Annotated in this window: 23 protein-coding genes and 1 pseudogene; 14 read left to right on the forward strand and 10 right to left on the reverse strand. The window is 68.6% G+C overall.

Going from position 1 to position 26,671, the window contains the following annotated elements; all coding sequences use genetic code 11:
* Nucleotides 1-206: 206 nt before the first annotated feature.
* From ACZ6DL_RS17850 to ACZ6DL_RS17905, 12 genes and pseudogenes are all read left to right on the forward strand, one after another.
* A complete protein-coding gene (locus tag ACZ6DL_RS17850; protein ID WP_466052332.1) occupies nucleotides 207-1,463 on the forward strand; it encodes an ABC transporter substrate-binding protein in 1,257 nt (418 codons plus the stop codon).
* 85 nt (nucleotides 1,464-1,548) lie between these two features.
* Nucleotides 1,549-3,558 carry an ABC transporter permease gene (locus tag ACZ6DL_RS17855; RefSeq protein ID WP_466052334.1) on the forward strand — a complete coding sequence of 670 codons (2,010 nt, stop codon included), beginning with the start codon at nucleotides 1,549-1,551 and terminating at the stop codon, nucleotides 3,556-3,558.
* A complete protein-coding gene (locus tag ACZ6DL_RS17860; RefSeq protein ID WP_466052336.1) occupies nucleotides 3,551-4,360 on the forward strand; it encodes an ABC transporter ATP-binding protein in 810 nt (269 codons plus the stop codon). Before ACZ6DL_RS17855 ends, ACZ6DL_RS17860 begins: the two co-directional genes overlap by 8 nt.
* On the forward strand, nucleotides 4,357-5,127 hold the full coding sequence (locus tag ACZ6DL_RS17865) for an ABC transporter ATP-binding protein (RefSeq protein ID WP_466052338.1): 771 nt from the start codon (nucleotides 4,357-4,359) through the stop codon (nucleotides 5,125-5,127). Before ACZ6DL_RS17860 ends, ACZ6DL_RS17865 begins: the two co-directional genes overlap by 4 nt.
* 73 nt (nucleotides 5,128-5,200) lie before the next feature.
* A complete protein-coding gene (locus tag ACZ6DL_RS17870) occupies nucleotides 5,201-5,878 on the forward strand; it encodes a TetR/AcrR family transcriptional regulator (RefSeq protein ID WP_466052340.1) in 678 nt (225 codons plus the stop codon).
* Nucleotides 5,879-6,188: 310 nt separating this feature from the next.
* A pseudogene (locus ACZ6DL_RS17875) lies at nucleotides 6,189-6,311 on the forward strand (acetyl-CoA C-acyltransferase); the annotation flags it as partial.
* A 109-nt stretch (nucleotides 6,312-6,420) separates the two neighbouring features.
* A complete protein-coding gene (locus tag ACZ6DL_RS17880; protein WP_466052342.1) occupies nucleotides 6,421-7,176 on the forward strand; it encodes an SDR family oxidoreductase in 756 nt (251 codons plus the stop codon).
* Between the two features lie 10 nt (nucleotides 7,177-7,186).
* On the forward strand, nucleotides 7,187-8,170 hold the full coding sequence (locus ACZ6DL_RS17885) for an NADPH:quinone oxidoreductase family protein (protein WP_466052344.1): 984 nt from the start codon (nucleotides 7,187-7,189) through the stop codon (nucleotides 8,168-8,170).
* Nucleotides 8,171-8,212: 42 nt separating this feature from the next.
* Nucleotides 8,213-8,974, forward strand: coding sequence for a 3-oxoacyl-ACP reductase FabG (gene fabG, locus ACZ6DL_RS17890; protein ID WP_466052346.1), 762 nt, complete (start codon nucleotides 8,213-8,215; stop codon nucleotides 8,972-8,974).
* Between the two features lie 14 nt (nucleotides 8,975-8,988).
* Entirely contained in the window at nucleotides 8,989-9,441 is a 453-nt protein-coding gene (locus ACZ6DL_RS17895; RefSeq protein WP_466052348.1) for a MaoC family dehydratase, read from the forward strand.
* 25 nt (nucleotides 9,442-9,466) lie between these two features.
* Nucleotides 9,467-10,468: an NADP-dependent oxidoreductase gene (locus ACZ6DL_RS17900; protein WP_466052350.1), complete on the forward strand. Its 1,002-nt coding sequence runs from the start codon at nucleotides 9,467-9,469 to the stop codon at nucleotides 10,466-10,468.
* 15 nt (nucleotides 10,469-10,483) lie between these two features.
* Nucleotides 10,484-11,110 (forward strand): TetR family transcriptional regulator, encoded by a 627-nt coding sequence (locus tag ACZ6DL_RS17905; RefSeq protein WP_466052352.1) that lies wholly within the window; start codon nucleotides 10,484-10,486, stop codon nucleotides 11,108-11,110.
* Nucleotides 11,111-11,212: 102 nt separating this feature from the next.
* Here the strand turns inward: ACZ6DL_RS17905 and ACZ6DL_RS17910 are convergent, their stop codons facing one another.
* The 3 genes from ACZ6DL_RS17910 to ACZ6DL_RS17920 all read right to left on the reverse strand — a co-directional run bounded on the left by ACZ6DL_RS17910 (nucleotide 11,213) and on the right by ACZ6DL_RS17920 (nucleotide 16,514).
* On the reverse strand, nucleotides 11,213-14,530 hold the full coding sequence (locus ACZ6DL_RS17910; protein ID WP_466052354.1) for a protein kinase domain-containing protein: 3,318 nt from the start codon (nucleotides 14,528-14,530) through the stop codon (nucleotides 11,213-11,215).
* Nucleotides 14,531-14,644: 114 nt separating this feature from the next.
* Nucleotides 14,645-15,922, reverse strand: a complete 1,278-nt coding sequence (locus ACZ6DL_RS17915) for an MFS transporter (RefSeq protein WP_466052356.1) — start codon at nucleotides 15,920-15,922, stop codon at nucleotides 14,645-14,647.
* Nucleotides 15,923-16,046: 124 nt separating this feature from the next.
* On the reverse strand, nucleotides 16,047-16,514 hold the full coding sequence (locus ACZ6DL_RS17920) for an RDD family protein (RefSeq protein ID WP_466052358.1): 468 nt from the start codon (nucleotides 16,512-16,514) through the stop codon (nucleotides 16,047-16,049).
* Between the two features lie 186 nt (nucleotides 16,515-16,700).
* Between ACZ6DL_RS17920 and ACZ6DL_RS17925 the strand changes: the two genes are divergently transcribed.
* Together ACZ6DL_RS17925 and ACZ6DL_RS17930 are read left to right on the forward strand one after the other, a co-directional pair.
* Nucleotides 16,701-17,321, forward strand: a complete 621-nt coding sequence (locus ACZ6DL_RS17925) for a TetR/AcrR family transcriptional regulator (RefSeq protein ID WP_357959301.1) — start codon at nucleotides 16,701-16,703, stop codon at nucleotides 17,319-17,321.
* A gap of 129 nt (nucleotides 17,322-17,450) precedes the next feature.
* Complete coding sequence (locus tag ACZ6DL_RS17930; RefSeq protein ID WP_466052360.1) at nucleotides 17,451-19,166, forward strand: CocE/NonD family hydrolase; 1,716 nt, start codon at nucleotides 17,451-17,453, stop codon at nucleotides 19,164-19,166.
* Nucleotides 19,167-19,541: 375 nt separating this feature from the next.
* On the opposite strand, the gene ACZ6DL_RS17935 is transcribed toward ACZ6DL_RS17930, so the two are convergent.
* The 7 genes from ACZ6DL_RS17935 to ACZ6DL_RS17965 all read right to left on the reverse strand — a co-directional run bounded on the left by ACZ6DL_RS17935 (nucleotide 19,542) and on the right by ACZ6DL_RS17965 (nucleotide 26,412).
* Nucleotides 19,542-19,964, reverse strand: coding sequence for a hypothetical protein (locus ACZ6DL_RS17935; RefSeq protein WP_062971992.1), 423 nt, complete (start codon nucleotides 19,962-19,964; stop codon nucleotides 19,542-19,544).
* Between the two features lie 138 nt (nucleotides 19,965-20,102).
* On the reverse strand, nucleotides 20,103-21,254 hold the full coding sequence (locus tag ACZ6DL_RS17940) for an acyl-CoA dehydrogenase family protein (protein WP_466052363.1): 1,152 nt from the start codon (nucleotides 21,252-21,254) through the stop codon (nucleotides 20,103-20,105).
* 15 nt (nucleotides 21,255-21,269) lie between these two features.
* A complete protein-coding gene (locus ACZ6DL_RS17945) occupies nucleotides 21,270-22,415 on the reverse strand; it encodes a thiolase family protein (protein ID WP_466052365.1) in 1,146 nt (381 codons plus the stop codon).
* A gap of 1 nt (nucleotide 22,416) precedes the next feature.
* The gene (locus ACZ6DL_RS17950; RefSeq protein WP_466052367.1) at nucleotides 22,417-23,244 is read right to left on the reverse strand and encodes an enoyl-CoA hydratase/isomerase family protein; all 828 of its coding nucleotides are present in this window, start codon (nucleotides 23,242-23,244) and stop codon (nucleotides 22,417-22,419) included.
* On the reverse strand, nucleotides 23,241-24,482 hold the full coding sequence (locus ACZ6DL_RS17955) for a CaiB/BaiF CoA transferase family protein (RefSeq protein WP_466052369.1): 1,242 nt from the start codon (nucleotides 24,480-24,482) through the stop codon (nucleotides 23,241-23,243). The genes ACZ6DL_RS17950 and ACZ6DL_RS17955 overlap by 4 nt, the downstream gene beginning before the upstream one ends.
* Complete coding sequence (locus ACZ6DL_RS17960) at nucleotides 24,482-25,246, reverse strand: SDR family NAD(P)-dependent oxidoreductase (RefSeq protein ID WP_466052371.1); 765 nt, start codon at nucleotides 25,244-25,246, stop codon at nucleotides 24,482-24,484. Before ACZ6DL_RS17960 ends, ACZ6DL_RS17955 begins: the two co-directional genes overlap by 1 nt.
* Nucleotides 25,246-26,412 carry an acyl-CoA dehydrogenase family protein gene (locus ACZ6DL_RS17965; protein ID WP_466052688.1) on the reverse strand — a complete coding sequence of 389 codons (1,167 nt, stop codon included), beginning with the start codon at nucleotides 26,410-26,412 and terminating at the stop codon, nucleotides 25,246-25,248. Before ACZ6DL_RS17965 ends, ACZ6DL_RS17960 begins: the two co-directional genes overlap by 1 nt.
* Between the last annotated feature and the right edge of the window lie 259 nt (nucleotides 26,413-26,671).

Genomic DNA, 26,671 nt, shown 5'->3' on the forward strand with positions numbered 1-26,671 from the left:
GCCGCGGTACTTCCGTGGCTGGTGCTCGCCTCCGCCATTCAGCTTGACACCCCTGTAAACCCGGGCTAGCTTCAGGTGGCCCAGATCACACATAGGGATCGGGCCGCCGGGATCGCACAAGCTGCGTTGCGGCGTCGAATCGGTAGCTCGACGGGGCGGTTCGGCATTCACGCCCGGGCCCCGACCGGCCTGGAAAGGCATTCAGAATGGGTATCAAAACCGGTCGAATCGCCGCTGCGGCAATGGCTGCGGCATGCGTGTTCTCCGTCGTTTCGTGTGGTGAGGACAGCAGTTCCAACGCCGGAAAATCGTCCATCGCGCCGGGGGCCGTGGCGAACGGCGAACCGATCAAAGTGGGGCTGTTCAACCCTTCGAAGGGGCCTGCGACGCAGGCGGGTGTGACCACGGGCAAGAACGCCGCGATCGAATACATCAACAAGCAGATCGGCGGCATCAACGGCCGCCCGATCGAAGTCGTCGACTGCGGGATCGACAACACCTCACCGGAATCGACCATCTCCTGCGCCAACCAATTCGTGCAGGCCGGGGTGGTCGCGACCATCGACGGCTACAACGCCGAATCCTCGGCCGCCATGCCGATCCTGACCTCGGCGGGAATCCCGCTGGTCGGCCAGATTCCGTTCAACACCGCCACCGGAGCGGTCACCGAGAACCGGGTGTTCTTCGGACCGCCGCCGGCTGCGTTCCTGGTCGGCTTCCTACAGTCGCTGAAGCAGGCCGGGAAGAATTCGCTGACTCTGGTCAATTCCGATCTGCCGCAGGCGCATCAGGTGTTCGATCAGCTCCTCGCCCCGCTGGGCAAGCAGCTCGGCATCGACGTCAAGAGCGCCTACTACCCGCCCGCCTCCCCCAACTTCACCGCGCTGGCCTCCACCATCGCCGACGGCAATCCCGCCGCGGGCGGCCTGATGACCGCACCCAACGACAACACCTGCAACAAGCTCGCCCAGGCCCTGAAATCGGTGAAGTACACGGGCACGATCTTCCTCGCCGCCTGCACCGAATTCGTCGACGTACTCGGTCCGCAGGCCGTCGGTTCGCAGGCCTATTCGCCGGTGTGGCTGCCGCCCGCCGTCGATGCCGCTCCCGAACCCGCGAAATCCGATCTGAAGATCGCCGAGCGGTTCATCGAGAACGCCGGAGGGACCGCGGGCTTCTACGCCTACGGAACCTTCGCCACCCTGGTCGATTTCGCCCAGGCACTCACCGCGAAGTCGCCGTCCGAATTCACCGGACCCGCGATCCTGGCCGCGCTGAAGGGACTCACCGACTACCAGAGTTTCCTCGGCCCGAAGCTGACCTGCGGTAAGGCGACCAGCCCGAATTGCACCACGGACATGTTGCTGTTCGAGGTCACCGCGGACAAGAAGCAGGCGCCGGTGACCGGTGGTTTCCTCACGCCGAGCCCCGAGGTCCTGAAACTGATCCCGGGCGCGGCGTAGCCGCCTGAGATTACTCGGGGCGGGCCTTCGAATTCGAGCGGCCCGCCCCTGAAATCTACGGGGAATAAGAGGAAATCGGGATCACATGGCCCAGTTCTTGCAATTCGTCTTTCTAGGTCTGTCGACCGGCGCGGTGTACGCGGTCCTGGCCTCCTCACTGGTCGGCGTGCACGCCGCGACGGGAATCATCAATTTCGCGCAGGGCGCTTTCGCACTCTGGGCGGTCTATGTCGTGGCCGCGCTGCGCACCGACGGCACCTTCGTCCTGCCCGTCGGCAGTCTCTCCCTCGGCAGTGCGGACCAGCCGACACCGATGGCGGCGGCCGCGGCGCTCGGCGTCGCCTCGGCGGCGGCCTGGGCGCTGCTCGCGCACCTGCTGGTGTTCCGGCCGCTGCGCCAGGCGCCGGTGCTGGCGCAAGTGGTGGCATCGGTCGGGCTCATGCTGTTCATCCAGGCCCTGGTCGGGTTGCGGTTCGACACCGAAAACCTCTTCGCGACACCGATTCTGCCGCAGAACACCGTGACCGTGGCCGGTGCGACGGTCAATGTGTCGGATCTGATCCTGGCGGGCGTCGCGATCGCCGCCGCGATCTGCCTGCGCGCTTATTTCACACTCACCACCGTCGGGATCGCGACCCGCGCCGGTTCCGAGGACGAACTCGCGGCACGGCTGACCGGCTACTCGCCCGACCGGCTCGCCGCGATCGTGTGGGTGATGACCGGCGCCGCCTGCGGGCTCATCGGCGTCCTCGCCGCGTACACCATCGGCCTCAACGAGACCAGCTACACCTTCTACGTGATACCCGCCCTGGCCGCGGCACTGGTCGGACGGCTCGCGTCGTTCGGTGTGGCCTGCGCCGCCGGCCTGGTACTCGGCTCGTTCCAGGCGGTCATCCTGTGGGCCGACACCAAGGACTTCTGGCCGAACTGGGCCCAGGCCGGGCTCGGCGACGCGGCGCCCTTCGTGATCGTCATCATCGCGCTGTTCCTGCTCGGCGGCAGGATCCCGGCGCGCGGCTCGCTCGGATCGGTGAAGATGCCCGCCGTCACGATTCCCCGGATCCGGGTGGCGCCGACGCTGGCCGTCGTCGCGATCGCCGTCGCGGCCATCGTGTCGACGACGGGCACCTGGCGATTCGGTGTCGTCACCTCCATGATCCTGTCGCTGATCGCGCTCTCGCTGGTGCTGCTGACCGGCTATCTCGGTCAGATCTCCCTCGCCAGTATGGCTTTCGCGGGCACGGCCGGGTTCGCGCTGTCCAAGCTGGCGGACCACTGGCGTATGCCGTTCCCGCTCGGCATGATCGCGGCGGCTCTGGTCGCCACCGCGCTCGGCGTCCTGGTCGGCGTGCCCGCGCTGCGCATCCGCGGCGCACAGCTGGCGGTGGTGACCCTGGCGGCCGCCCTGGCCATCCAGAGCTTCGTGTTCAACAATCCGGCGCTGACACCGGCGCAAGGCAATCTCATCGCCGACCCCACCCTTTTCGGCGTAGATCTCGGAGTCCGGGAGGGCACCGACCTGGTCACCCTGCGGTTCGCGCTGATGGTGCTGGTGGTGGTCGCGATCTGCACGCTCGGGGTGATGCGGATCATGGGCGGCGCCACCGGACGGGCGCTGCTGGCGGTGCGTTCCAACGAGCGGGCGGCGGCCTCGGTCGGCATCGACGTCGCGGCGACGAAACTGCTCGGCTTCGCCGTCTCGGCATTCCTCGCCGGCATCGGAGGCTGCCTCATCGGCTACAGCCGCGGGCAACTCTCGGCAGGGTCGTTCACCGTGATGATCGGCCTGACGGTGCTGGCGATGACCTACGTCGGCGGCATCACCTCCGTCACGGGCGCGTTCATCGCAGGCACCACGGGCCCGCTCGGCGTCGGCTACGTATTCCTCAACCAGACACTGGAACTCGGCGAGTACTACGAGCTCATCGCCGCGGGAGTGCTGCTGCTGATGGCCGTGCTCAACCCGGTCGGCGTGGCCGGGGCGATCTCCGAGGCGACACGCCACTCGAAAGCGGCGATCGCCCGTCGATCAGGCCGCGAGCCCGCGGTCGCACCGGCGCCGGGCGCGAAGGACAAGGCGGCGGCACATGTCTGAGAACACGACCTTGTTGCGAACCGAGCGACTGTCGGTGCGCTACGGCGGCGTGGTCGCCAACTCCGACATCGACATCACCGTCGACGCCGGCGAGATCGTCGGCCTGATCGGGCCCAACGGCGCGGGCAAGACCACCTTCGTCGACGCGGTCACCGGCTTCACCGATTCGACCGGGCACGTCACCCTCGAAGGCGCCGCGCTCGACCGGTTCGGACCGCATCGCCGCCGCCGTGCCGGACTGGCCAGGACCTGGCAGGCCGGCGAACTGTTCGGCGACCTGACCGTGGAGCAGAACCTCGCCGTCGCGCTGCAACCCACCGGTCTGCGTTCCCTGCTGACCGACATCGTCGGGCGGTCCGCGCCACCGCGCGAGACCATCGACGCCGCACTGGATCTGGTGGGCGTGCCCGGTGTCGGCGACCGCCGCCCCGGCGAACTCACCCTCGGTCAGCAGAAACTCGTCGGCGTCGCCCGCGCCCTCGTCGGCGGCTCCCGGGTGGTGTTGCTCGACGAACCCGCCGCGGGGCTCGACACCCATGAAAGCGTCGAATTCGGGCAGCATCTGCGCCGCGTCGCGGCCTCGGGCATCGGCGTGCTGCTCATCGACCACGACATGCAGCTGGTGCTCGACATCTGTGCCCGCCTGTATGTCCTGGATTTCGGCGTCGTCATCGCCAGCGGCGAACCGGCCCTCATCCGGGAGGACCACCGCGTGATCACCGCCTATCTGGGCACCGCCGCACACGGCGAGAACGCGCGACCACCGGCGACGGGCGACCGACCGGCAGGAGAGAACGAATGACCAGCCCCGCCCCGAGCCGCCCGCCACTGCCGCGGACGGCACCCGCCCTGAGTATCGACGGGCTCACCGTCGGCTACGGCGGCGTCCCCGCGGTGCGCGAACTGCGCGCGCAGGTCATGCCGGGCGAAATCCTGGCGCTGCTGGGCCCGAACGGCGCGGGCAAGACCACGACGCTGCTGGCGACGGTCGGTGCGCTGCCGATCATCTCGGGCACCATCACCGCCCTCGGCGAACCTTTGGACCGGCGCGTGGAACACAACGCGCGCCGCGGCGTGATCCTCGTGCCCGACAGCCGCGGGGTGTTCCACCGCCTCTCGGTCGAGGACAACCTGCGCCTGGCCCGCCGCAAGAACAGTCCCGCTCTGGACGACGTACTCGACTACTTCCCGAAACTGCGCACGCTGCGCGCCCGCCGCTGCGGCACGCTCTCCGGCGGTGAACAGCAGATGCTCGCCCTGGCGAAAGCTCTTCTGTGCGGGCCGAAAATCCTGCTCATCGACGAACTCAGCCTGGGATTGTCCCCCATCGCGGTGGAGGAGCTGCTGCCTCGGTTGCGCGAGATCGCCGACGACCAGCACATGGCCGTGGTGCTGGTCGAGCAGCACATCGGACTGGCGCTGTCGATCGCCGACTCGGCGGTGGTGCTCCACCACGGCCGGGCAGCGCTGACCGGTTCCGCGACCGAGCTGCGGGAGCGCCGGGACAAGGTCGAGGCGGCCTACTTCGGTAACCTCGAGGACGCGGCGGACGATCCGGCGCGGAACTGACGCTCGCGGCGCCACCTCCGCGGCGGCCGAGCTTGCCCGGAGGTGGCACCGTCAGGCGGAGAGGGGAGGGAGTGTGACCGAGACCGGGCACCGGGATCAGCGCAAAGGCGCGCCCGCGCGCCGCAGCACTCGCAACCGTCCGACCGACACACAGCTGCTGGACGCGGCGTGTGCGGTGATGGCGGAGGTGGGCGTCGATCGCGCCACCATGGACGCCATCGCCCGCCGAGCCGACACCTCGCGAGTGACGCTCTACGCCCATTTCGGCTCGCGCGACGCCCTCGTCCACGCCGTGATCGAGCGCGAACTCGGCAAACTCACCACCTGGATGTTCGAGATCTACGATCACGGCGAGACGATGCACTACGGTCGGCGGGCCAGGTACTCGATCGAGTCGCTGTTCGACTACGCGCGCCGCCATCCCCGCGGCTTCCGTGTCCTGCTCGACAACCGATACGACGACGCCCATCCCGGGCGGCGACTCTCGGCCGCTCTCGAACCCCGCATCGCCGAAGAACTGCGCGCCAACTACGCCGAGCGTGGCACCCCCATCGGCCGCGGCGCCGACACCCTCGCCACCATGCTGCTCGGCATCAGTCTCGACATCGCCTACCGGGCGGTCATCGTCGACGGCGCGGACATCGGCGCGGCCTGCGACCTGGCAGTCACCGCCTCGCTGGCGACGCTGCGCGCGATCGCCCCCGGCCAGCTGCGCGCTCTCGACACCACCACCCCCGCGCGAGATTCGTGAACCGTCAGCTCACCGCCCTGCGGCCGCGCCGGGTGTCCTGCCCTGCTACATGAATCCGTGTCGTCAGTCGGCAGTACCCGCCACGCCGGATGCAACTCGAACCAGCGCCACGCCTCGGTTCACCCGCTGTCAGGTCAGGGGTGAATCCATCGAGCGACCGCCCTGATCACCGACGAGCCGGTCGCAGCGGATGGATGTGCCCTGTGTCACAGTCCGAAAAGGCTCTGACGTATTGACCGCCGCCGGTCCGTCCAGCATGGTGTCGAGAGGTTAACAAGCGCTCAGTAACTTACCCGGAAGGTAAGCACTCATGCCCGAAGCCGTCATCGTCTCTGCCGCCCGGTCGCCGATCGGTCGCGTCGGCAAGGGCTCGTCGCGGAATCTCCGGCCCGACGACTCGGGGGCGCGGATCGTGCGGCCCGCGCGGCCGAAGCGGTTGCCCGACAAGCAAATCGGTTCGGAGACGATGTGTGTCGGCGGCGGTCGGGGCAGGGCGACGGCGCTCGAGGGCTTGTCGTAACCGCCGATCCGCAAAGGACTCATTGATGAATAGATTCGAAGGCAAGACAGCGATCGTCACCGGTGCGAGCCGGGGCATCGGGCTCGGCATCGCGCGGCGCTTGGTGGACGAGGGGGCGAGGGTCGTGATCACCGCCCGCAAACAGGACGCCCTCGACGAAGCGGTGGAAGCACTGGGCGGCCCCGAGCGCGCGCTGGCCGTCGCGGGCCGTGCCGATGACGTCGAGCACCAAGCGGAGACCGTCGCGCGCGCGATCGACACGTTCGGAAGCGCCGATCTCCTCGTGAACAACACCGGGATCAACCCGGCGTTCGGGCCGATGGTCGATCTGCCGTTGGAGGTGGCCCGCAAGATCGTCGAAGTCAACTGTCTGGCCGCGCTGTCGTGGGTGCAGCAGACGTACCGGGCCTGGATGAAGGACTTCGGAGGCGCGATCGTGAACGTGTCGTCGGTCGCCGGTGTCAAGCCCGCGCCCGGCATCGGCTTCTACGGTTCGAGCAAGGCGATGCTCACGCACATCACCCAGGAACTGGCGGTCGAACTCGGCCCGAATTTGCGCGTCAACGCCGTCGCCCCGGCGGTGGTGAAGACGAAGTTCGCCACCGCCCTCTACGACGGCCGGGAGGACGAGGTCGCCGCGGCCTACCCGCTGAAGCGGCTCGGCGTGCCCGAGGACATCGGCAGTGTGGTGGCGTTTCTGCTGTCCGACGACGCGAGCTGGCTGACGGGGCAGTTGCTGGTCGTGGACGGCGGCGTCACTCTGACGGGTGGGGTCTGAGATGGCGCGGATGAAGGCATGGCGCGTCCACGAACTGGGCGAACCGCGCGCGGTGCTGCGGCTCGATGACGTGGAAGTTCCGGAGCCCGGGCCGAGTCAGGTTGTCGTGCGGGTCTGCGGCGCGGCGGCGAACTTTCCCGATGTGCTGATGTGCCGCGGCCGCTATCAGGTCCGGCCGCCGTTGCCGTTCACGCCCGGCGTCGAATTGTGTGGCGAAGTGGTGGCGCTAGGCGCCGACGCGGCCGGGATCGCTGTGGGCGACCGGGTGCTCGGGGGCGCGGCGCTGCCCCACGGTGGTTTCGCGGAATTCGCCGTGCTGGAGGCCGCCCAGACGTTCCCCGCGCCGCCGTCGCTGGATGACGCGGAGGCGGCCGCACTGTTCATCGGCTACCAAACCGGCTGGTTCGGATTGCATCGGCGCGCCGGATTGTCGGAGGGCGAGACCCTCCTGGTGCATGCCGCCGCGGGTGGCGTGGGCAGCGCCGCGATCCAGCTCGGCAAGGCCGCGGGCGCCCGGGTGATCGGAGTCGTCGGCGGTGCCGAAAAGGCGGCCTACGCCAAAGATTTGGGTGCCGACGTGGTCATCGATCGTCACCAGCGGGACTTCGTCGACGTGGTCAAGGACGTCACCGGCGGTCGCGGTGCCGACGTGATCTACGACCCGGTCGGCGGCGAGGTGTACCAGCGGTCCACGAAATGCGTCGCCTTCGAGGGCCGCATCGTGATCGTCGGGTTCGCCGGCGGCGAGATACAAGCCGCCGCATTGAATCACGCACTGATCAAGAACTATTCGATTCTCGGTTTGCACTGGGGTTTGTACAACACCCAGGATCCGGCCGCCGTCGCCGAATGCCACCGCGCGCTGACCGCACTCGCCGCCGATGGCGCGATCCGCCCGCTGGTCAGTGCCCGGCTGAGACTGGAGGACGTCGCCGACGCCGTGCAGCGGCTCGCGGACGGCGAGACCGTCGGCCGCGTGGTCTACACGCCCTGAGCCAAGCAGTTTCCACCGCAATCACATCTTCGAGGAGTATTCATGACCGAACCGACACAGCGGATCGCGGTCGTCACCGGCGCCGCTCGCGGAATCGGCGCCGCCGTCGCCCGGCGGCTGGCCGCTGACGGTATGGCGGTAGCCGTGCTCGATCTGGACGAGGCCGCCTGCAAGCCGGTCGTCGACGAGATCGAGTCCGCCGATGGCCGCGCGCTCGCGGTCGGTGTCGACGTTTCCGACGAGGCCGCGGTCACCCGGGCGGTCGATCGCGTGGCCGCCGAACTCGGCGCACCGGCGGTGCTGGTCAACAACGCCGGGATCCTGCGCGACAATCTGCTGTTCAAGATGAGTGTCGACGACTGGGATGCCGTCATGAATGTGCACCTGCGCGGGTCGTTCCTGCTGGCCCGGGCGGTGCAGGCGCACATGATCGAGCAGAGGTGGGGCCGCATCGTGAACCTGTCGAGCACGTCGGCACTCGGCAACCGTGGCCAGGCCAACTACGCGGCCGCCAAGGCCGGCCTGCAGGGATTCACCAAGACGCTCGCACTCGAACTCGGCAAGTTCGGCGTCACCGCGAACGCGGTCGCCCCGGGTTTCATCGAGACGGAGATGACCGCGGCCACCGCCGCCCGGATGAACATTCCCTTCGAGGAGTTCAAGACGGCGATGGCCGCCCAGATTCCGGTCGCCCGTACCGGCACTCCCGCCGACGTCGCGCACACCGTGTCGTTCCTGGTGAGCGAGGGCGCCGGATTCGTGTCCGGCCAGGTGATCTACGTGGCCGGCGGCCCGCGGAACTGAACGGAGGGAGAGCTGTGCGGGTATTTCAAGGCTTGTCCGAGCTGGCGTCCGCAGTCGGAACCCACCTCGGCTACAGCGATTGGCACGCGGTGACCCAGGAACAGATCGATCGCTTCGCCGAAGCGACCGGGGATCATCAATGGATCCATGTGGATCCCGCGAAGGCCGCCGCCGGACCGTTCGGCACCACCGTCGCACACGGGTTTCTCACCCTGTCGATGGTGCCGATGCTGGCCGGACAGGTGTACGCGGTGCGGGGCCTGTCGATGGGCGTCAACTACGGCACCAACAAGGTGCGATTCCCGGCTCCGGTCCCCGCCGGATCCCGGGTGCGAGCCGGTGTCGAGCTGATCTCGCTCGCGCCGGGCACGATCGGATCGCAGGCGGTGATCCGAGTGACCGTGGAGCTCGAGGGCTCGGACAAGCCCGCGTGTGTAGCCGAGACGGTCGCGGTGCTGGTGCCGTGACGACCGATCAGGAGGAGGAGAACACGTGACGACAACCAAGCAGGTGCGGCTCGCGAAACGGCCGTCGGGGCTGCCCGACGCGGACACTTGGGAGCTGACGACCGAGGAACTGCCCGCGCTCTCCCCGGGCCGGATCCTGGTCCAGGTGAATTTCATCTCCCTCGACCCGGCCATGCGCGGCTGGCTCAACGACGTGCGGTCATATGTGCCTCCGGTCGGGGTCGGGGAGGTCATGCGGTCGCTGGATATCGCGACCGTTGTGGAGTCGACGCATCCGGACTTCGTCGTCGGCGACACCGTCAGCGGAACCTTCGGCGTGACCGAATACGCGATCCACGACGGCCGCGGGGTGCAGAAGGTCGATCTGACCGCGGCGGGCGGTCCGACCTGGTTGGGCACGCTCGGAATGCCGGGAATGACAGCCTATTTCGGCTTGCTCGAGGTCGGCGACCTGCGAGCCGGAGACACGGTGGTGGTCTCCGCGGCCGCGGGTGCCGTCGGCGGCATCGCCGGTCAGATCGCGAAGATCAAAGGCGCGACGGTGATCGGGATCGCGGGCGGTGCCGAGAAGTGCCGGATGCTGACCGAGGAACTCGGCTTCGACGCGGCCATCGACTATCGGGGTGAGAACGTCCTGCGGCGGCTGCGGGAGGTCGCTCCGGAGGGGATCGACGTCTATTTCGACAATGTCGGCGGTGACATCCTCGATGCCGCGCTCGCCAATCTCCGGCGTGGCGCCCGCATCGTCATCTGTGGTGCGATCTCGGCGTACAACGCGGAGAAGCTCCCTCCTGGACCTTCGCGGTATATGTCGCTGCTCGTCAACCGGGCGTCCATGACGGGCTTCGTCGTTTTCGACTACGCGGATCGTTACGGCGAGGCGGTCGCGGAGATCTCCCGGTGGCTGGCCGAGGGCAGGATCAAGAGCAGGGAGCACGTGGTGGACGGCGGGGTAGCTCGCTTCGGTGAAACCTTGAACATGCTGTTCACGGGCGCCAACACCGGCAAACTCGTGCTCGCCGTGTAGAGCCATACTGTCCAGGTGACCGATACAGAGGACCGCTCGCGCGCGGACCAGACCCGAGCGCGGCTGCTCGACGCGGCGGTGGTCGCCTTCGCCGAACGCGGCTTCCACGGCTCGACGACCCGCGACATCACCTCGATCGCCGGAGTGAGCACGGGGGCGATCTACGTCTACCACCGTTCCAAGGAAGAGTTGCTCTACCAGATCTCGCGCGCCGGTCACCTGGACACCCTGGAGCGCGTCCGCACCGCTATCGCTTCGGCACAAGACCCCGCCGAGCAACTGATCGCCGTGATGAGGGAGTTCACGATCCATCACGCACGCGCCCATACCGTCGCCCGCATCATCAACTACGAACTCGCCGCTCTCAGCCCAGAACATCAACAGGAGATCAAGCAGACCCGGCGTGCCATCGAAGGAGAGGTCCGGAGCCTGATCGAGCGAGGGGCGGCCGCCGGGGTGTTCGAGAATTCGAATATCCATATGGCCGCGACCGCTCTGCTTTCGCTGGGAATAGATATCGCGCGCTGGTATCACGAGGGTGGTTCCTGGTCGCCGGAGGACATCGGCGACTATTACGCGGACCTCGCGCTGCGAATCGTAGGAGGTCGGCGGCCGAGTCGCCCCGAGTCCGCTCGATCGTGAAGATCGCGGGATGATCACAGACCGAGCGACGCCGCAGAATTGCTCGCGAGGATCGCGAGAGGGCTGAGGTGGCTTCGGGGAGCTGTTCCGGTCCGATCAAGGTCAAGAACTCGCTTGCCGGGCTTGCTCCACGAACCAGGCCGCGATCTGAGTGCGTGAGGTGAAGCCGAGTTTGGTCAGGATGTGTTCGACGTGGCCCTGGACGGTACGTTGCGAAACCACCAACTTGTTGGCGATCTGCTTGTTGCTGAGTCCTTGGGCGACGAGGTCGGCGACCTGCCGCTCCCGCTTGGTCAGTCGCGCAGCCGGGCCCGACGCGAGCGCCGCGTCGGTGGGCTGCTCCCCGAGCGCGTACGCGACGGCGGCGTCCACTCCCATCGCTTGGCCTTGCCGAAAGGCGGCGTCGAATCTGCGAGCACCGAGCGCGCCTCGCGTCGTTCGCTCGCATTCCTTGTGAAAGCGCGACATGCTCAGCAAGACGGCGCGCACGCTGCCGCCCGCCAGCCAGTTTCCCTGGGCGGCTCCCAGCAGCACGGCGGCGCGTTCGGCGTCGCCCCGGTCGGCGACCGTCCAGGCCAGCGCCTCGATGCCGAACGCGGTGAGCACCGGACTGTTGGACCGCCGATTGATTCGCAACGCCTCCTCCAGCAACCGTTGGGCACGGTCTCGGTCGCCCTGCTGGCGTGCGGCGACGCCCAAGCCGCGCAACGCGGTCGAACGATAGAGCAGTTCGCCTCGGGCTTCGGTGATGTAAAGCACTCGGCGGTAATGCTCGGACGCCCGGGTCATGTCGCCGCGCAGTTCGTATGACCATGCGAGGATGGCCAGCGCACTGACGTAGAGTTCCCCCGTTGGGTCAGCGCTGAGCACCTCCACCGCCCGTTCGAGGGACAAGGACGCGTCGGCCGCTTCGCCGGTGGCGAGTGCGACGATGCCGGTGGCGTAGGCGAGCTGTCCCTCGATGGCGGGGGTGGCGTCCTGGGCGGCGAGTGCTCGTCCCTCCGCCAGGAAAGCGGCGGTAGCCTGGAAATCCCCCTGCGGCGCGGCAACCTCGCAGGCCGCGCGGAGGGCACTGATGCGGTCGGGTATCGATTGCGCGCCGGGGTGGGCGAGGACGCGGTCGATCCAGAATCGGCCTTCCCCATACAGGCCGCGGAAGCTCCAGAACTCGTGCAGCGCCGACGCGATGCGCAAACCCGCTTCAGCCGCTGTCCGGCTGTTGTCGGTCAGGCAGGATTCGAGCGCTTCGCGCAGGTTGGGTTGTTCCCGTTCAAGCCGGGCGATCCAATCGGGCTGCCGGGGGCTGATCCACTCGGCCTCGGCGTTCAGCGCCATGCGTTGGTACCAGTCGCGGTGCCTACGGCGCAGCTCGGTGTCTTCGCCGGACTCCCGCAGTTTCTCCCGGCCATAGTCTCGCAAGGTCTCGAGCATCCGGATGCGCACGACGGAATGCGATTGCTCCCGGATCAGGATCGATTTGTCTACGAGAGCCGAGAGCACGTCCAGCGGACTTTCCGCAGCGGCGTCGAGTGCCGCCATGTCGGTACCACAGACCTCCTCGGCGGCGTCGAGTTCGAAACTGCCGGCGAACACCGACAGTCGCGCCCACAGCTGCTGTTCGGCGCGGGTGCACAACTCGTAGCTCCAGGCGATACACCACCGCAGCGTTTGCTGCCGCGCGGGGGCGGTGCGGCTGCCGCGGGTGAGCAGCGCGTATCGGTCGGTGAGTCGGTCCAGGATCTGCTCCGGCGACATGGTGCGCATCCGGGCCGCGGCAAGCTCGATCGCCAGCGGCAACCCGTCCACCTGAGCGCAGATTCCCGCGACGGCGGCCTTGTTGTTTTCGTCGAGCTCGAAGTCCGGCACCGCGGCCGCGGCGCGGTCGGCGAACAACGTCACCGCGTCGAAGCGCGGCAACCCCGCCAGGGTGGGCTCCCGTTCCGGGTCCGGCACCAGCAACGGCGCCACCCGCAGCACCGTCTCTCCGGCGATGTTCAGCGGTTCCCGGCTGGTGGCCAGGATCCGCAGATCCGGACAAGTCCGCAGCAACGTCTCCGTCAGCCCGGCCACGGCCTCCACCACGTGCTCGCAGTTGTCCACCACGAGCAGCGTTTCGCGCGAGGCCAGGAAGTCGGTCAGGACCTCGAGCAGCGGCGTAGCCGACTGGTTGCGTACGCCGATGGCGGCTGCGACCACGTCGACCAACAGGGCTGGATCCGACACCTCGGCCAGCTCGACCAGCCACACCCCGTCGGCGAAATCGCGGCGCACCTGCGCCGCCGCGCGCAGCGCCAGCCGTGTTTTGCCGACGCCTCCGGTGCCGGTCAACGTCACCAGCCGCGAGGCCGACAGCAATTTCTTCAGTTGCGACACTTCGGCGCGCCTGCCGACGAAACTGGTCAACTCGAGCGGCAGCTCGCCGCTTTGGTCCCGCGCGGCCGCCGTCGGTGTACGCCATCCCCGTGACGGTGGCTTCTCGCCCCGACGCTCGAGCATCCCGTCGGGGTGCCCGAGATCCGATTCGCCCAGCAACGCCATCTCCCCTACCGAGAACCCGTGCCCCTGCTGCACCTGCCGGATGGCCTCACCCAGCGCCGCGGCGGAGGGCCGCTCGTGGCGGTCTCGGCTCATCGCGGCTTCCACGAGCGCCGACACGTCCTCGGGGATACCTTTCTCCCGTAGATCCGGCACCGGCTGAGTGGACATCCGGACGAACTGTGCCACCACGTTCTCCCCGCTGTGCCGTTCGAACGCGGCATGACCGGTCAGCGCGCAGAACAGCGTGGCGCCGAGCCCGTAGACATCCGCGGCCGGGGTCGGATCGACGCCTTCCAGCACTTCCGGCGCGGTGAACGCGGGCGACCCGGTCACAATGCCCGCAGCGGTCTGGAATCCGCCGCCGATATGCGCGATACCGAAATCGGTCAACGCGGGCTCCCCGTACTCGGTGAGCAGGATGTTTCCCGGTTTCACGTCCCGATGCACGATATCGAGGCGATGCGCGCTGGCCAGTGCACCGGCGATCTTCACTCCGATCGACAACACCCTCTCCAGAGGAAGCGGGCCGTGCTGTCGTATCCACGCATCCAGCGAGTTCAGCGGGTGATACGGCATCACCAGATAGGGCTGCCCGCTACCGATCGCACCGGTCTCCAGCACGGTGACGATATTCGGATGCGCCGTCAACCTGCCCATGGCGCGCTGCTCCCGCGCGAACCGGGCCTGGTTGTCGGCGTCCAGTTCCGCGGACAGCACCTTTACCGCCACCGTCCGATCCAGCGCAACCTGTCGGCAGCGATACACCACACCGAAGCCCCCTCGACCGATCTCCACCGCGTTCTCGAAACCAGCCGCAGCCAGCTCCGCCGTGAGAGGCGTTGTCACCTCACGGCGTGTCCGCAGCGGATCGTCATCGGTCATCGCTCGGGCGTAAACCCACCAGCATGTCTCCGACAGCAGGCAACATGCGCGCACCTTTCACCACTGCCCAGCGTATCGCCGAAACCTCGACGGCGACCCACACCGTCCAAACGGTTACCTACCGTCCATCGCCGACACATCCCGCAGGCCGCGCTCGAGGGCACGAACTCCTGCGCGCCGTCCAGCGACCGCCCGGCGATCGGGTCCGGTGCGCGAAGTGGTCAGGGTGACCACCATGGCGGTAGCGATGGCCGCGGCGGCGAGTGCGGCGGTGGCAGGCCAGCCGAACCAGCCGACGGCGGCGGCGCCGAACGCGGCGCCGCAGCTGCCGCCGATGAAGTAGACGATCATGTAGGCGCTGTTGAAGCGAGCCGGGGCGGCCGGGTCGATGGCGAGGACCGTGCTCTGATTCGCTACCTGGGCCGCGAACAGTCCGGCGTCGAAGAGGCCGAGGCAGACGAGGGTTACGACCGTATTCGACAGGAAGGCGCCCAGAGCCGCCGAGGCGGCGATGGCGAGCACGAGCCCGATCGCGATCACCCGCCGCGCGCCGATGCGGTCGGTCCACGCCCCCGAGATGCGAGTGGCGGCGACACCGAGGAGTCCGGCGAAGGCGTACATGCCGATCCGTTCGGGCGAGTACGAGAACGGCGGCTGGGACAGCGCGACCGGCAGTCCGGCCCAGATCGTGCAGAAGGCGAAGAACCACAGGGCGCCGCGACCGGCCGCCAGGCGCAGGACCGGATATCGGCCGTGTAGTCCGGGAAGTCCGCGCACCGTTGCCAGATAACCCACCGTGGCATTCCCCGCTACGGCGGGAAGCGCGAACCGGGCGGTGACCGCGATAGCCGCGCACGCCACCGCGAACGCGAGAAGCGTTCCGCGCCAACCGATCGCATCCGTCAGCCAACCTCCGACGATCCGCCCCGCGAGGATCCCCGCCGAAATGCCCGCCGTGACGACACCAAGGACAGTGGCGCGCCGTCGTGGTCGCGCGAGACGTCCGGCCACCGAACTCAATTGCGCACCGACCGATGATCCCGCCCCGATCAGGCCGACAACCAAGCCGAGCAGCCAGGCCGAACCGACCACCGCGCTCGCCGCCAGAGCGATGGCCAGGGTGCCGAACTGGGCCGACAGCACCACCCGCGGCGAGAACCGGTCGACCAGCGGTACCAGCAGCGCCAGCCCCACCAGATAGCCGAGCGACCCGCACGCCAGAGCGGTGCCGACCGCCGCGAGTGAGGCGTGTAGCGAACCGGCGACTTCCGCGATGGCCGGTTGCAGCGGATAGATGGTCGCGGTACCGAGCGCGGCCGCCAGCGACATGAACCAAACGACGGGTGTCCGCAGCGCGGTGCCCCGCGTGTCCGGAGTCGAATCCGTTTTCATCGCACCGACGCTAGGAGCGCCGAGCCCAGGACTCCGGCGGGAAAAGGACGCGATAGTCGCGCTGTCGGCCGCTTTCGAACGCAGGTCTGGTGAGTTCGGTGCCTACGCCAGATGCCGCTGATTCCTACGCCGGGTGGCGCTGGTCGCGGCGGCGCACCGTACGCAACCCGCAGGCTTGGCCTACGCTCGCTCCTTCGAGCAGGTATTGCAGCCCGATCACCACGAATCCGAACAACCATCGTGCGACCGTCTGCCATATACGGGGGCGTCGGCCGTCCTTCCATCGCACTACCCGCATTCCGAACACCAGTTTCGCGAGACTGCCGCGCAACAGCAGTGTGCCGAGTACGTGGTTGGCGAATGACACCGCGAGCACGCACGGAACGAACGCGCCGAGGAATTCGGCGACACCGTCGGAGGCGGGAAAGACACGCTGCGACAACGCCAATCCGACGATCAGCGCTATCAGGGCGTCGGTCGTCGCGGCCAGGGCGAGGCGGTTCTCCCCCGCCTCGTCCGGAACAGCCGCCTGCGGCGCAGGCGCCTGGTCGCGTGGTCGGCTTCGGTGGGGGCCGGGGCGTGTTGCGTTCACGCGACGTATTGTGGCCCAGCTCGACGACGCTCCCCAGCGGTGCGGTGCCCGCCGCCCGCGAGATGGCGGTGCCCCGGGCTCCGTCCCGGCGGTGGTAATTTCACGGTATACTGAAATGCGTTTCAGCACCTGCCGAACCGACACCGGCGGGTAATCGCGGAACGGGCGAAAGGGGGACAGCGCGACATGGCGACACGAGCCGGAAGGGGGCCGCGCGGGGAACGCGGTGCGCAGGCGGATCGCATTCTGACGGCGGCCCGCAAGTCCTTCGCCGAGCGGGGCTACAACGGCACCTCGTTGCGATCGGTGGCTCAGGCCGCCGATGTGGATCCAACCCTGGTGAATTACTACTTCACCAACAAGACCGGACTGCTGAAGGCGGCGCTGGAGCCGCCGGAAGCCTTCGGCGCGGGCATCGCCGAAGCAGCCCGGGTGCCGCTCGAGCAGCGCGGGCGAGCCTTCGTAGCGGCGGCGCTGCGCATGTGGGACGACCCGGGCACCGCGGAGGTCCTGCGCTCGATCATCCTCGCGGCGAGCCACGAGCCCTTCGCCATGGAGCGGCTCCGCTCCGTTTTCTCCGCGCTCGTCTCACAGGTCGTGTCGGCGAGCCTTCCCGATGACGAGGCCGCGGTGCGCGCGGATCTGGTCTCCACACAGATCGTCGGCCTGGCGATGACCCGTTATGTCTGGGCGATCGACCGCATCGCCGACATCCCCTCGGAGCAGGTCGTCCGCCTGATCGCGCCGACGGTGCAGCACTACCTCACGGGCGCCTTGGGCGAGGACATCCCGGCGAACGCCGAGTAGGCGGCGACCGTCCCGCCCGGCACCGGTACCCATATTTTCACGGCATATGGAAATTAGCCTTGCCTGTGGCGAGCCGGTGTGCGTACGGTTAGGGCGGTTAATTTCCGCACTTGTTGAAATGAGGGTGCCATGCGCCTGATCAAAGCCGCTGGAGTCGAGCGCGATCAGCGTCAGCTCAACGGTCCGCAGACCACCGGTCGCCGGTACCGCGACCTCTCCCCGGCTCGCCACGGGATGACCCGCGAGGACAACGTGGCTGTCCCGGTCCGCGACGGGATCCGGCTTCTGGCCGACATCCACCGCCCCGACGCGGACGGCAGATTCCCCGCGCTCGTCGCGGTGGCCCCCTATCCGCGCCAACTCCAGGACCTGGGTGCCCCCGCGGCCGTCATCGAGGCAGGCGCCAGCGATTTCTGGGTGCCGCGCGGTTACGCCCATGTCATCGCCAACCTTCGCGGCACGGTGGGCTCCGCGGGCGTCTACACCTTCTTCGACGAGCAGGAACGCCGGGACCTGTTCGATCTGATCGAATGGGTCGCCGCGCAGCCGTGGTGCGACGGCCACGTAGGCATGATCGGCATCAGCTACTACGCCATGACCCAGATGGAGGCGGCCACCCAGCGACCGCCGCACCTCGAAGCGCTGTTTCCCTTCAACGTCACCGTCCAGGCGTGGGAAGCCAGTTACCACAACGGCCTGTTGAGCGAGGCTTTCATCACCCCCTGGTTCCAGGCGTTGGGTGTTCTGTCCGCCCACGGCGACCGGCTCTACCGCAACGGCCTGTCCCGTCTCCTGCGCAGAGTTCTCGCCATTCCCGCCATCCACCACCGGTTCGACCACACCGACGGCGTCCAAGCCACCCGAGGTCTGCGGCTGGTCAGCCGCTTCCGCCACGATGCCCACCCGTGGGACGCCCTGCTGCACGCAGTAGCCGAGCACCCCATCCGGGACGGATGGTGGGACGAGCGTGACCTGACCGAACTGCTCGCCGAAGTCGACATTCCCGTCTACCTCGGCGGCGAGTGGTCCAACGTCCCGCTGCATCTGCCCGGCCTCTTCAACGCCTGGGAAGCACTCGCGCGCAACCCGAACGTGCGCATGGCCGTGCTCGGGGAACACAGCCTGCCCTGGCCGTGGGAAAGCATGCACATCGAAGCCCTCGCCTGGTTCGACCACTGGCTCAAAGGACGAGACACCGGCATCCTCGAAGGCCCCGCCATCCGCTACTGGCTACCCGGAGCCGAACAATGGCGCACCGCCGACTCCTGGCCCCCGCCCGCCACCCACACCGCCCTCGCCCTCAACGCCGACGGCTCCCTCACCGCCGACGAGCGACCGGGCGAGCGCGAATACGCGACCGACGGCGCGAACACCATGCCCGCACAGCTGAGTTGGACCAGCGACCCGCTTCCCGAAGACCTCGACATGGTCGGCCACCCCGAACTACGACTCACCGCCACCAGCACCACGACCGACACGGCATGGATCCTGCTCCTGCAAGACGTCGGACCGGACGGCACGTCCATCGATGTCACCCAGGGCTGGTTGCGCGCCGGCATGCGCCAGGTCGACGAGGACGCGAGTGAGACGGGCCGGCCCGCCCTCCCGATGCGGGAGCGGATCCCCGTCCCTCCAGGCGAACCGGTCGACTACCGAATCCCGCTGGTGGCCAATGCCCGCCGATTCCGCCGTGGGCACCGTATCCGGCTGACCCTGACCAGCGACGACACCCGCAAGGACTTCCGCCCCATGCTGCTGTTCAGTCACGCCCCGGTCGGCATCGCGGGCGTCAACACGGTGCACTCCGGCTCACGGCTGCTCCTTCCGATCCTGGACGGCGAATGAACGCCCGACGCCGATCCATCGAAAACACGGAGCGGGATCCTTCCGCCGCCCCGGAAAGCCCAGGGTGACATGCACATTTCGCAATGCCATCTGACAGTTCAATTCCCGGGTTGGCCGCCGATGCACTACCGAGCCGACTTCGAAGCAGCACGCACGTTCGCGAAAGCAGCGCACGAAAGGGGATCGGCAACAGTTCGAATAGACCATGATATGTGGGAAGCATTGCAGCCCATGCCGTGTCAGCGACTCTGGCGATGAACGTCCGGCTCCGAGATCCACAACACCCGCCGTGCGGCAGTGCACACCACTGCCGACAACGGCCGATGTCCCCGAGCACGTTCGCGCCTGTCGCGGCGGACGACGCCTGCCGGTGGTCTATCCCGGGATGACGTACTGCACCTGGACCGAATCGGGAGAGTGGAAGAATTCCTTGGTGGTGACGGACAATTCGATGTGGCCGGGACCTGACGGGATGGTGGCCGAGTTGTACCACGAGCCGACCAATTTTATGGTGGTGTTGCCGCGGGCGCCGGTATCGATGTTGTGCCAGGAGACATAGGCGGTGGTCGCGCAAGTACCGATGCCTTCGAAGGCGCTGGTGAGATGGAGTCCCGAGGAGGAGTCCTGATCCACGTTCCCGCGGATCGTCCCGTAGCACAAGCCCGCTTCGGTCGCCGTGGTGTAGAGGACCGGGAGATCGACGGCCTCCGCCGAGGCGGTGCCCGCGAAGACGAACGCCGGGGCGCAGGCCACTACGGCGGCTGCGGCGGTGGTGACGAACCTGGTGACCGAGCGCATGAGTTCCCCTCTGCTGTTCACTGATCGGCATGCCCAGTTGTACTGGGGCTCGCCCCTGCACCGGAACCTCCAGAACACCGGCCCGGCTGCACGTCTTATCCGTCGCCACACCAGAGCCGTTACGTCGCACCGCGATATTCAGGACAAGCCCAGGTCCCGGGCCACGATCATCTTCATGACCTCGCTGGTGCCCGCGTAGATTCGCGCCACCCTCGCGTCGGTGTACAACCGGGCGATCGGATACTCCATCATGTACCCGTACCCGCCGAACAATTGCAGGCAGCGGTCCACGACGCGGGCCTGTACCTCCGTGCAGAAGAGCTTGACCCGGGCGGCGTCCGCTCCGGACAAGGCGCCCTCGACCAAATCGAGCACCGCACGGTCGACCATCGTCTGCGCCGCTTCCACCTCCGCGGACATCGCGGCGAGTTCGAACTTCGTGTTCTGGAACGAGGCGACCGGGGTGCCGAAAGCCTTGCGCTGCTTGGTGTAGTCGACGGTCGCGGTGACCGCGGCACGCGCCTGCGCGACCGAGCCGACCGCGACGGTGAGCCGTTCCTGTGGCAGATTGTGCCCGAGATAGCCGAACGCCGCGCCCTCGGCGCCGAGCCGGTTGGCGACCGGTACCCGGACGTCGTGGAACGACAGCTCCATGGTGTCCTGCACCTTGCAGCCCATCTTCTCCAGCATGCGGCCGCGGGTGAAGCCGGGCATTCCGTCCTCCACCACCAGCAGGGTGAGCCCCGCGCGGCGGTTGTCCGGGTCGGTGGACGTGCGGGCTACCACGATCACCAGATCCGCGAGCAGACCGCCGGTGATGAAGGTCTTGGCGCCGTTGAGCACATAATCGTCGCCGTCGCGCACCGCGCTGGTTCGCATCCCCGCCAGATCCGAGCCCGTGCCCGGTTCGGTCATGGCGATCGCGGTGAGCAGCTGCCCCGACGCCAGCCCGGGAAACCATCGCCGCCGTTGCGCGGCGTCGGCGTACTCCAGGAGGTACGGCAGGATGACGTCGAGCTGGGTGCGCACGGTGCCGAGCGTGACCAGGGCCCGGGCCGCCTCTTCTTGCAGGATCACGTTGTAGCGGTAGTCGCGGATGCCCGCTCCCCCGTGTTCCTCGGGTACCGCGAAGCCGAGCAGCCCGAGTTCGCCCATCTCGGTGAAGATCTCGCGCGGCATCCTGCCGTCCTTCTCCCACCCGGAGTAGTCCGGCACGATCCGCTTCTCCACGAAATCCCGGACCAGCTGCCGGAACGCCTCGTGGTCGGCAGTGAACAGCTCTCGTCGCACGGCGGGCCTCCCCGTTCAGGACATCAGTTCGACGACGGTGGCGTTGGCGGTGCCGCCGCCCTCGCACATGGTCTGCAAGCCGTAGCGAATGCCGTTGTCGCGCATGTGATGCAGCATCCGGGTCAGCAGGACGGCGCCGGATCCGCCGAGCGGGTGCCCGAGCGCGATCGCTCCGCCCAGTGGATTCACCAGCGAATCGTCGGCGCCGGTCTCGGCCAGCCAGGCGAGCGGGACGGGCGCGAACGCCTCGTTCACCTCGAAGACGCCGATATCGGCCAGCGCGAGACCCGCTTTGCGCAACACCTTCTCCGTCGCGGGGATCGGGCCGGTGAGCATCAGCACCGGGTCGGAGCCGGCTACGGCGCCCGCGCGGTAGCGGGCCAGTGGCGTCAGGCCCAGCTCGCGCGCCTTGCGCGGGGTGGTCACCAGCAGGGCGGCCGCACCATCGGAGATCTGCGAGGCGTTGCCCGCGTGGATCACGCCGTCGTCCTGGAACGCGGGTTTCAGGCCGGCGAGCTTCGCCGCGGTGGTGCCGCGCCGGATACCCTCGTCGGCGTCCACCACGCCCGCTTCGGTGCTCACGGGCACGATCTGGTCGGTGAAGGCGCCCGCGTCCTGGGCGGCGGCGGCACGCTCGTGCGACCGCGCGGAATACTCGTCGAGCCGGGTGCGGCCGAATCCCCACTTCTTCGCGATCAATTCGGCCGAGATGCCCTGATCGAACGCGAAGCCGTCGTAGCGCGCCAACGCTTTCGGCCCATAGGGAGCACCGGAAGCCTTCGCCGCGTTCAGCGGCACCCGGCTCATTACCTCGACTCCTCCCGCGATCACGATGTCCTGCTGTCCGGAGAGCACGGCTTGCGCCGCGAAATCGAGCGCTTGCTGGCTGGAACCGCAGGCCCGGCTCACCGTGGTGCCCGGAACGCTTTCCGGCCAGCCCGCCGCCAGCACGGCGTAGCGGCCGATGTTGCTGGACTGGTCGCCTACCTGGGCGACGCAGCCCCAGATCACGTCATCGATCAGCGCCGGATCGAGGGCGCAGCGCTCGGCCAGCGCGCTGAGCACCAGCGCGGACAGATCGGCCGGGTGCACCCCGGACAGTCCTCCGTTGCGTTTGCCGACGGCGGTGCGGACCGCCCCGGCGATGACTACCTCACGCATCTCATCTCCCGTTCTCGGAATTCCCGGCGGCGCGCATCGGCGGCCGCCGGACGGTCCAGTGGCCGGTGAACCGTGGTTCGCGCCGTTCGGCGAAGGCCGCGAACGCCTCCGGGGCGTCGGCGGTGGCGAAGTTCAGTCCCTGCGCCCTGGACTCGGCCGCGAGCGCTTCCCGCAGTGTCGAGCCCGCGCCTTCGTGCAGCAGCGCCTTGGTCTGGGCCAGCGCTACCGGCGGTCCGGCCGCCAGGCGCGCGGCGAGCTGGGTGACGAACCCGTCGATCTCCTCCTGCGCCACCACCCAGGTGACCAGTCCCAGCTCGCGAGCCTGTTCGGCGTCGACCGTCTCGGCCAGCAGCGCCAGCCGCTTGGCCTGTTGCAGGCCGATCAGCCGGGGCAGCAGCCAGGAGCCGCCCAGATCCAGCGACAGTCCGCGGCGGGTGAAGATCTGCGCGAATGTCGATTGCGGGGTGGCCACCACGAGATCGCAGCCCAGGGCCAGATTCCACCCCGCGCCGACCGCGACGCCGGTGACTTTCGCGACGGTGGGCTGGGGCAGTTCGTGCAGCAGGACCGCGACGTCGGTGAGGGCGCGCATCCGGTAGACCGGGTGCGCGTTGTCGGGCGTCGAGATGTCCGCGCCGGAACAGAACGCGCCGCCCGCGCCGGTGAGCACCAGGGCGCGCACGCCGCGGTCGGCTCCGGCGGCGCGCAGCGCGTCGGCCAGCGCCGCCCAGAGTTCGGCGTCGATCGCGTTCTTGCGGTGCGGCCGGTTCAGCGTCAGTGTGCGCACGCCGTCGCGATCCTCCGAAAGCAGCACGGACTCGCCGGTCATCGGCGTGATCCGATCACGCCGGCGTCCCGCAGTGATTCGATATCCATTGCGGTGCAACCCAGTTCGGTGAGCACGGCGTCGGTGTGCGCGCCGAGGCCTGGCACCGGGCCCATCGGCGGCTCGAACCCGGCGAGGATCGCGGGCGGCAGCAGCGACGGGATCGGACCCGCGGGGGTCTCGATGCTGCGCCAGCGGTCGCGCTCGGTGAGCTGCGGGTGGTCGAGCACCTCGGTGGGGCGGTGGTAGCAGGAATTGCCGATCCCGGCGTCGTCGGCGATCTTCTGGATCCGGGCCAGGTCGTGGCGCAGGCACCACGCGGCGATCGCGTCGTCGATCTCGCCGCGGTGGCGCACCCGCCCGGGGTTGCTGCGGAATCGTTCGTCCGCGGCGAGATCCGGCCGCTCCAGGATGTCGGTCGCCAGCCGCCGCCACTCCCGGTCGTTGGTGGTGCCCAGCACCACGGTTCGCCCGTCGGCGGTGGGATACGCGCCGTAGGGCGCCACGGCGGGCGAGCTCATCCCGAGCGGCTGCTGATCGACGCCGGTGTGCCGCGCGTAGGTCAGGTGATAGCCCATCATCTCGGCCATGGTGTCGAAGAGGCTCACCGAGATGGTGTTGCCGTGAGCCGCGCCCCGACCCCGCCCGCACAGTGCGGCGAGGATCGACAGCGCCGCGTACAGGCCCGTGGTGACGTCGGCGACCGGCGGGCCGGGTTTGGCCGGGGCGTCCGCGGTGCCCGTCACCGCGCAGACGCCGGATTCGGCTTGGACGAGCAGGTCGTAGGCGCGTTTGTGGGACAGCGGGCCGCCCGCGCCGAACCCGTCGATCTCCACCGCGATCAGGTCCGGATGCCGCGCGGCCAGGTCCGCGGGCGCGAGACCGAGGCGGGCGGCGGCGCCTGGCGCGAGGTTGGACACCAGCACGTCGGCTCGGCTCAGCAAGCGGTGCAGCAAGTCAACCCCTGCGGGCGATTTCAGGTCGAGGGTGACCGACTCCTTGCCGCGGTTGACCCAGACGAAGTGGGCGGCCTGCCCGAGCACCACGTCGTCGTAGTACCGGGCGAAGTCGCCGCCGTCCGGGTGCTCCACCTTGATCACCCGGGCGCCGAAATCGGCCAGACTGCGGGTGCACATCGGCGCGGATACGGCCTGTTCCAAGGCGACCACCGTGACACCGGCCAGTGGTCCCGGCCCGGGGGACCCGCCATCCGGCACGAGAGGCTGCGCGGGGGCGGTCATCAGATCACCGTGCCGCCGTCCACCGGCAGCACCTGGCCGGTGATGAAGGAGGCGGCGTCGGAGGCGAGGAAGACGAACGCGCCCGCGACTTCCTCCGGTTCGGCCCAGCGGCGCAACAGGATCCGGTTGAGCATCTGCTCGGAGAACCGATCGTCGGTACGGATGGTGTGCGTCATCGGCGTCGCCGCCAGCGGGGCGAGCGCGTTGACCAGGATGTTCTTGCGCGCGAGTTCCTTCGCCAGCGATTTGGTGATGCCGATGATCGCGGCCTTGGCGGCGGAGTAGTTCACCTGGCCGAGCGTGCCGACGATGCCCGCGGCGGAGGTGACGTTGATGATCCGCCCGGTGCCGTCGGTGGGCAGGAACGGCAACGCCGCCTGCGCGCAGTTGATCGTGCCCAGCGCGTGGATGTCGAACAGCAGCCGCACCGACTCCGCGGTGGTGTCGGCGAACATCGCCGGCGCGGTGACCCCGGCGTTGTTCACGACGATGTGCAGCACGCCGTGGGCGAGTCCGGCGGCCTGCTCGGCGGCCGCCACGGCGGAGTTCCGGTCGGAGACGTCCAGCGCCCGCCCTGCCGCGGCGCCACCGTTCGCGACGATCTTCTCCGCGACGGCGCGGGCCGCCGCGCCGTCGACGTCGGTGACCAGCACGGCCGCGCCCGCGGTGGCCAGCGCCCGCGCCACCGCGGAGCCGATCCCGCCCGCGGCGCCCGTGACCAGCGCCGAACGCCCGGTGAGATCGAACAATGTCTGCAGCGCCATCAGTAGCTCCTCGGCAATCCCAGGGCGTGCGAACCCAGGTAGTTCAAGATCATTTCTTGGCTGACGGGGGCGATGCGCATCACGCGCGCCTCCCGGAAGTAGCGGGACACGTGGTATTCCTCGGCGTATCCCATGCCGCCGTGTGTCTGCAGCGCTCGGTCGGCGGCGATGAATCCGGCGTCGGCGCAGAGGTATTTGGCCGTGTTCGCCTCGCGCCCACACGGTTTCCCGTTGTCGTAGCGCCAGGTGGCCTTCCGCAGCGTCAGCTCGGCCGCGTCCAGCCGGGCCAGCGAATCGGCCAGGGGGAACTGGATGCCCTGGTTCATGCCGATCGGCCGGTCGAAGACCACGCGTTCCTTCGCGTACCGCACCGCCCGGTCCAACGCGACCCGGCCGAGGCCGAGCGCCTCGGCGGCGATCAGCATGCGTTCGGGGTTCAATCCGTCGAGCAGATAGCGGAACCCGGCGCCCTCCTCGCCGACCCGGTCCTTCACCGGCACGCGCAGGTCATCGATGAACAGCTCGTTGGAGGTGACGGCGTTGCGGCCCATCTTGGCGATCGGCCGGATGTCGACGTGCGCGCGGTCGAGGTCGGTGAGGAACAGCGTCATGCCGTCGGTCTTCTTGGCGACCTCGTCATAGGGGGTGGTGCGGGTCAGCAGCAGGATCTTCTCCGATTCCTGCGCTTTCGAGATCCACACCTTGCGCCCGTTCACCACGTAGTGGTCACCGTCGCGGCGGGCGAACGTCGTGATGCGCGGGGTGTCCAGGCCCGCGCCGGGTTCGGTCACGCCGAAGCACACGTGCAGCTCGCCGGTCGCGATGCGCGGCAGGGTCCGTCGCTTCAACTCCTCCGAACCGTGCACCACCACGGGATGCATGCCGAAGATCGACATGTGGATCGAGCTGGCGGCGTTCATCCCGCCGCCGGAGCGCGACACCTCTTCGGCGAGCAGGGTGGCCTCGGTGATGCCGAGGCCGTGGCCGCCGTACTGCTCGGGGATGGTGATGCCCAGCCAGCCGCCACCCGCGACGGCGTCGTAGAACTCGGTGGGGAACTCGTGCGCCTGGTCTTTGGCCATCCAGTACTGGTCGTCGAACTTGCGGCACAACTCGGCCACCGATTTCCGGATCAGCTCCTGGTCTTCGGAGAGCTCGAAATTCATGCCCTGGGCGTTCGTGTCACCGGACACTTCCGCACCTCCACTTCCTCGTATCGCGGTCGCTCGCGGCACACGCCGGTGCGGAAGGTCGATCCAGCCCTTCCGCACCGGCGGCACCCGACGGCGACCGCTCGGTACCGCGCGTATGGCCCTCCGTCTCCCCAGTCGAGGCGGACGACGCGCGAGCCGATCCCCGTCCCCCGGCGCGGCAGTGCGCCGAGGCGATTCCCGTGCCCGGCGAGGTTTCGCCGGGCACGGCGTG

Source organism: Nocardia sp. NPDC041819 (assembly GCF_055590505.1).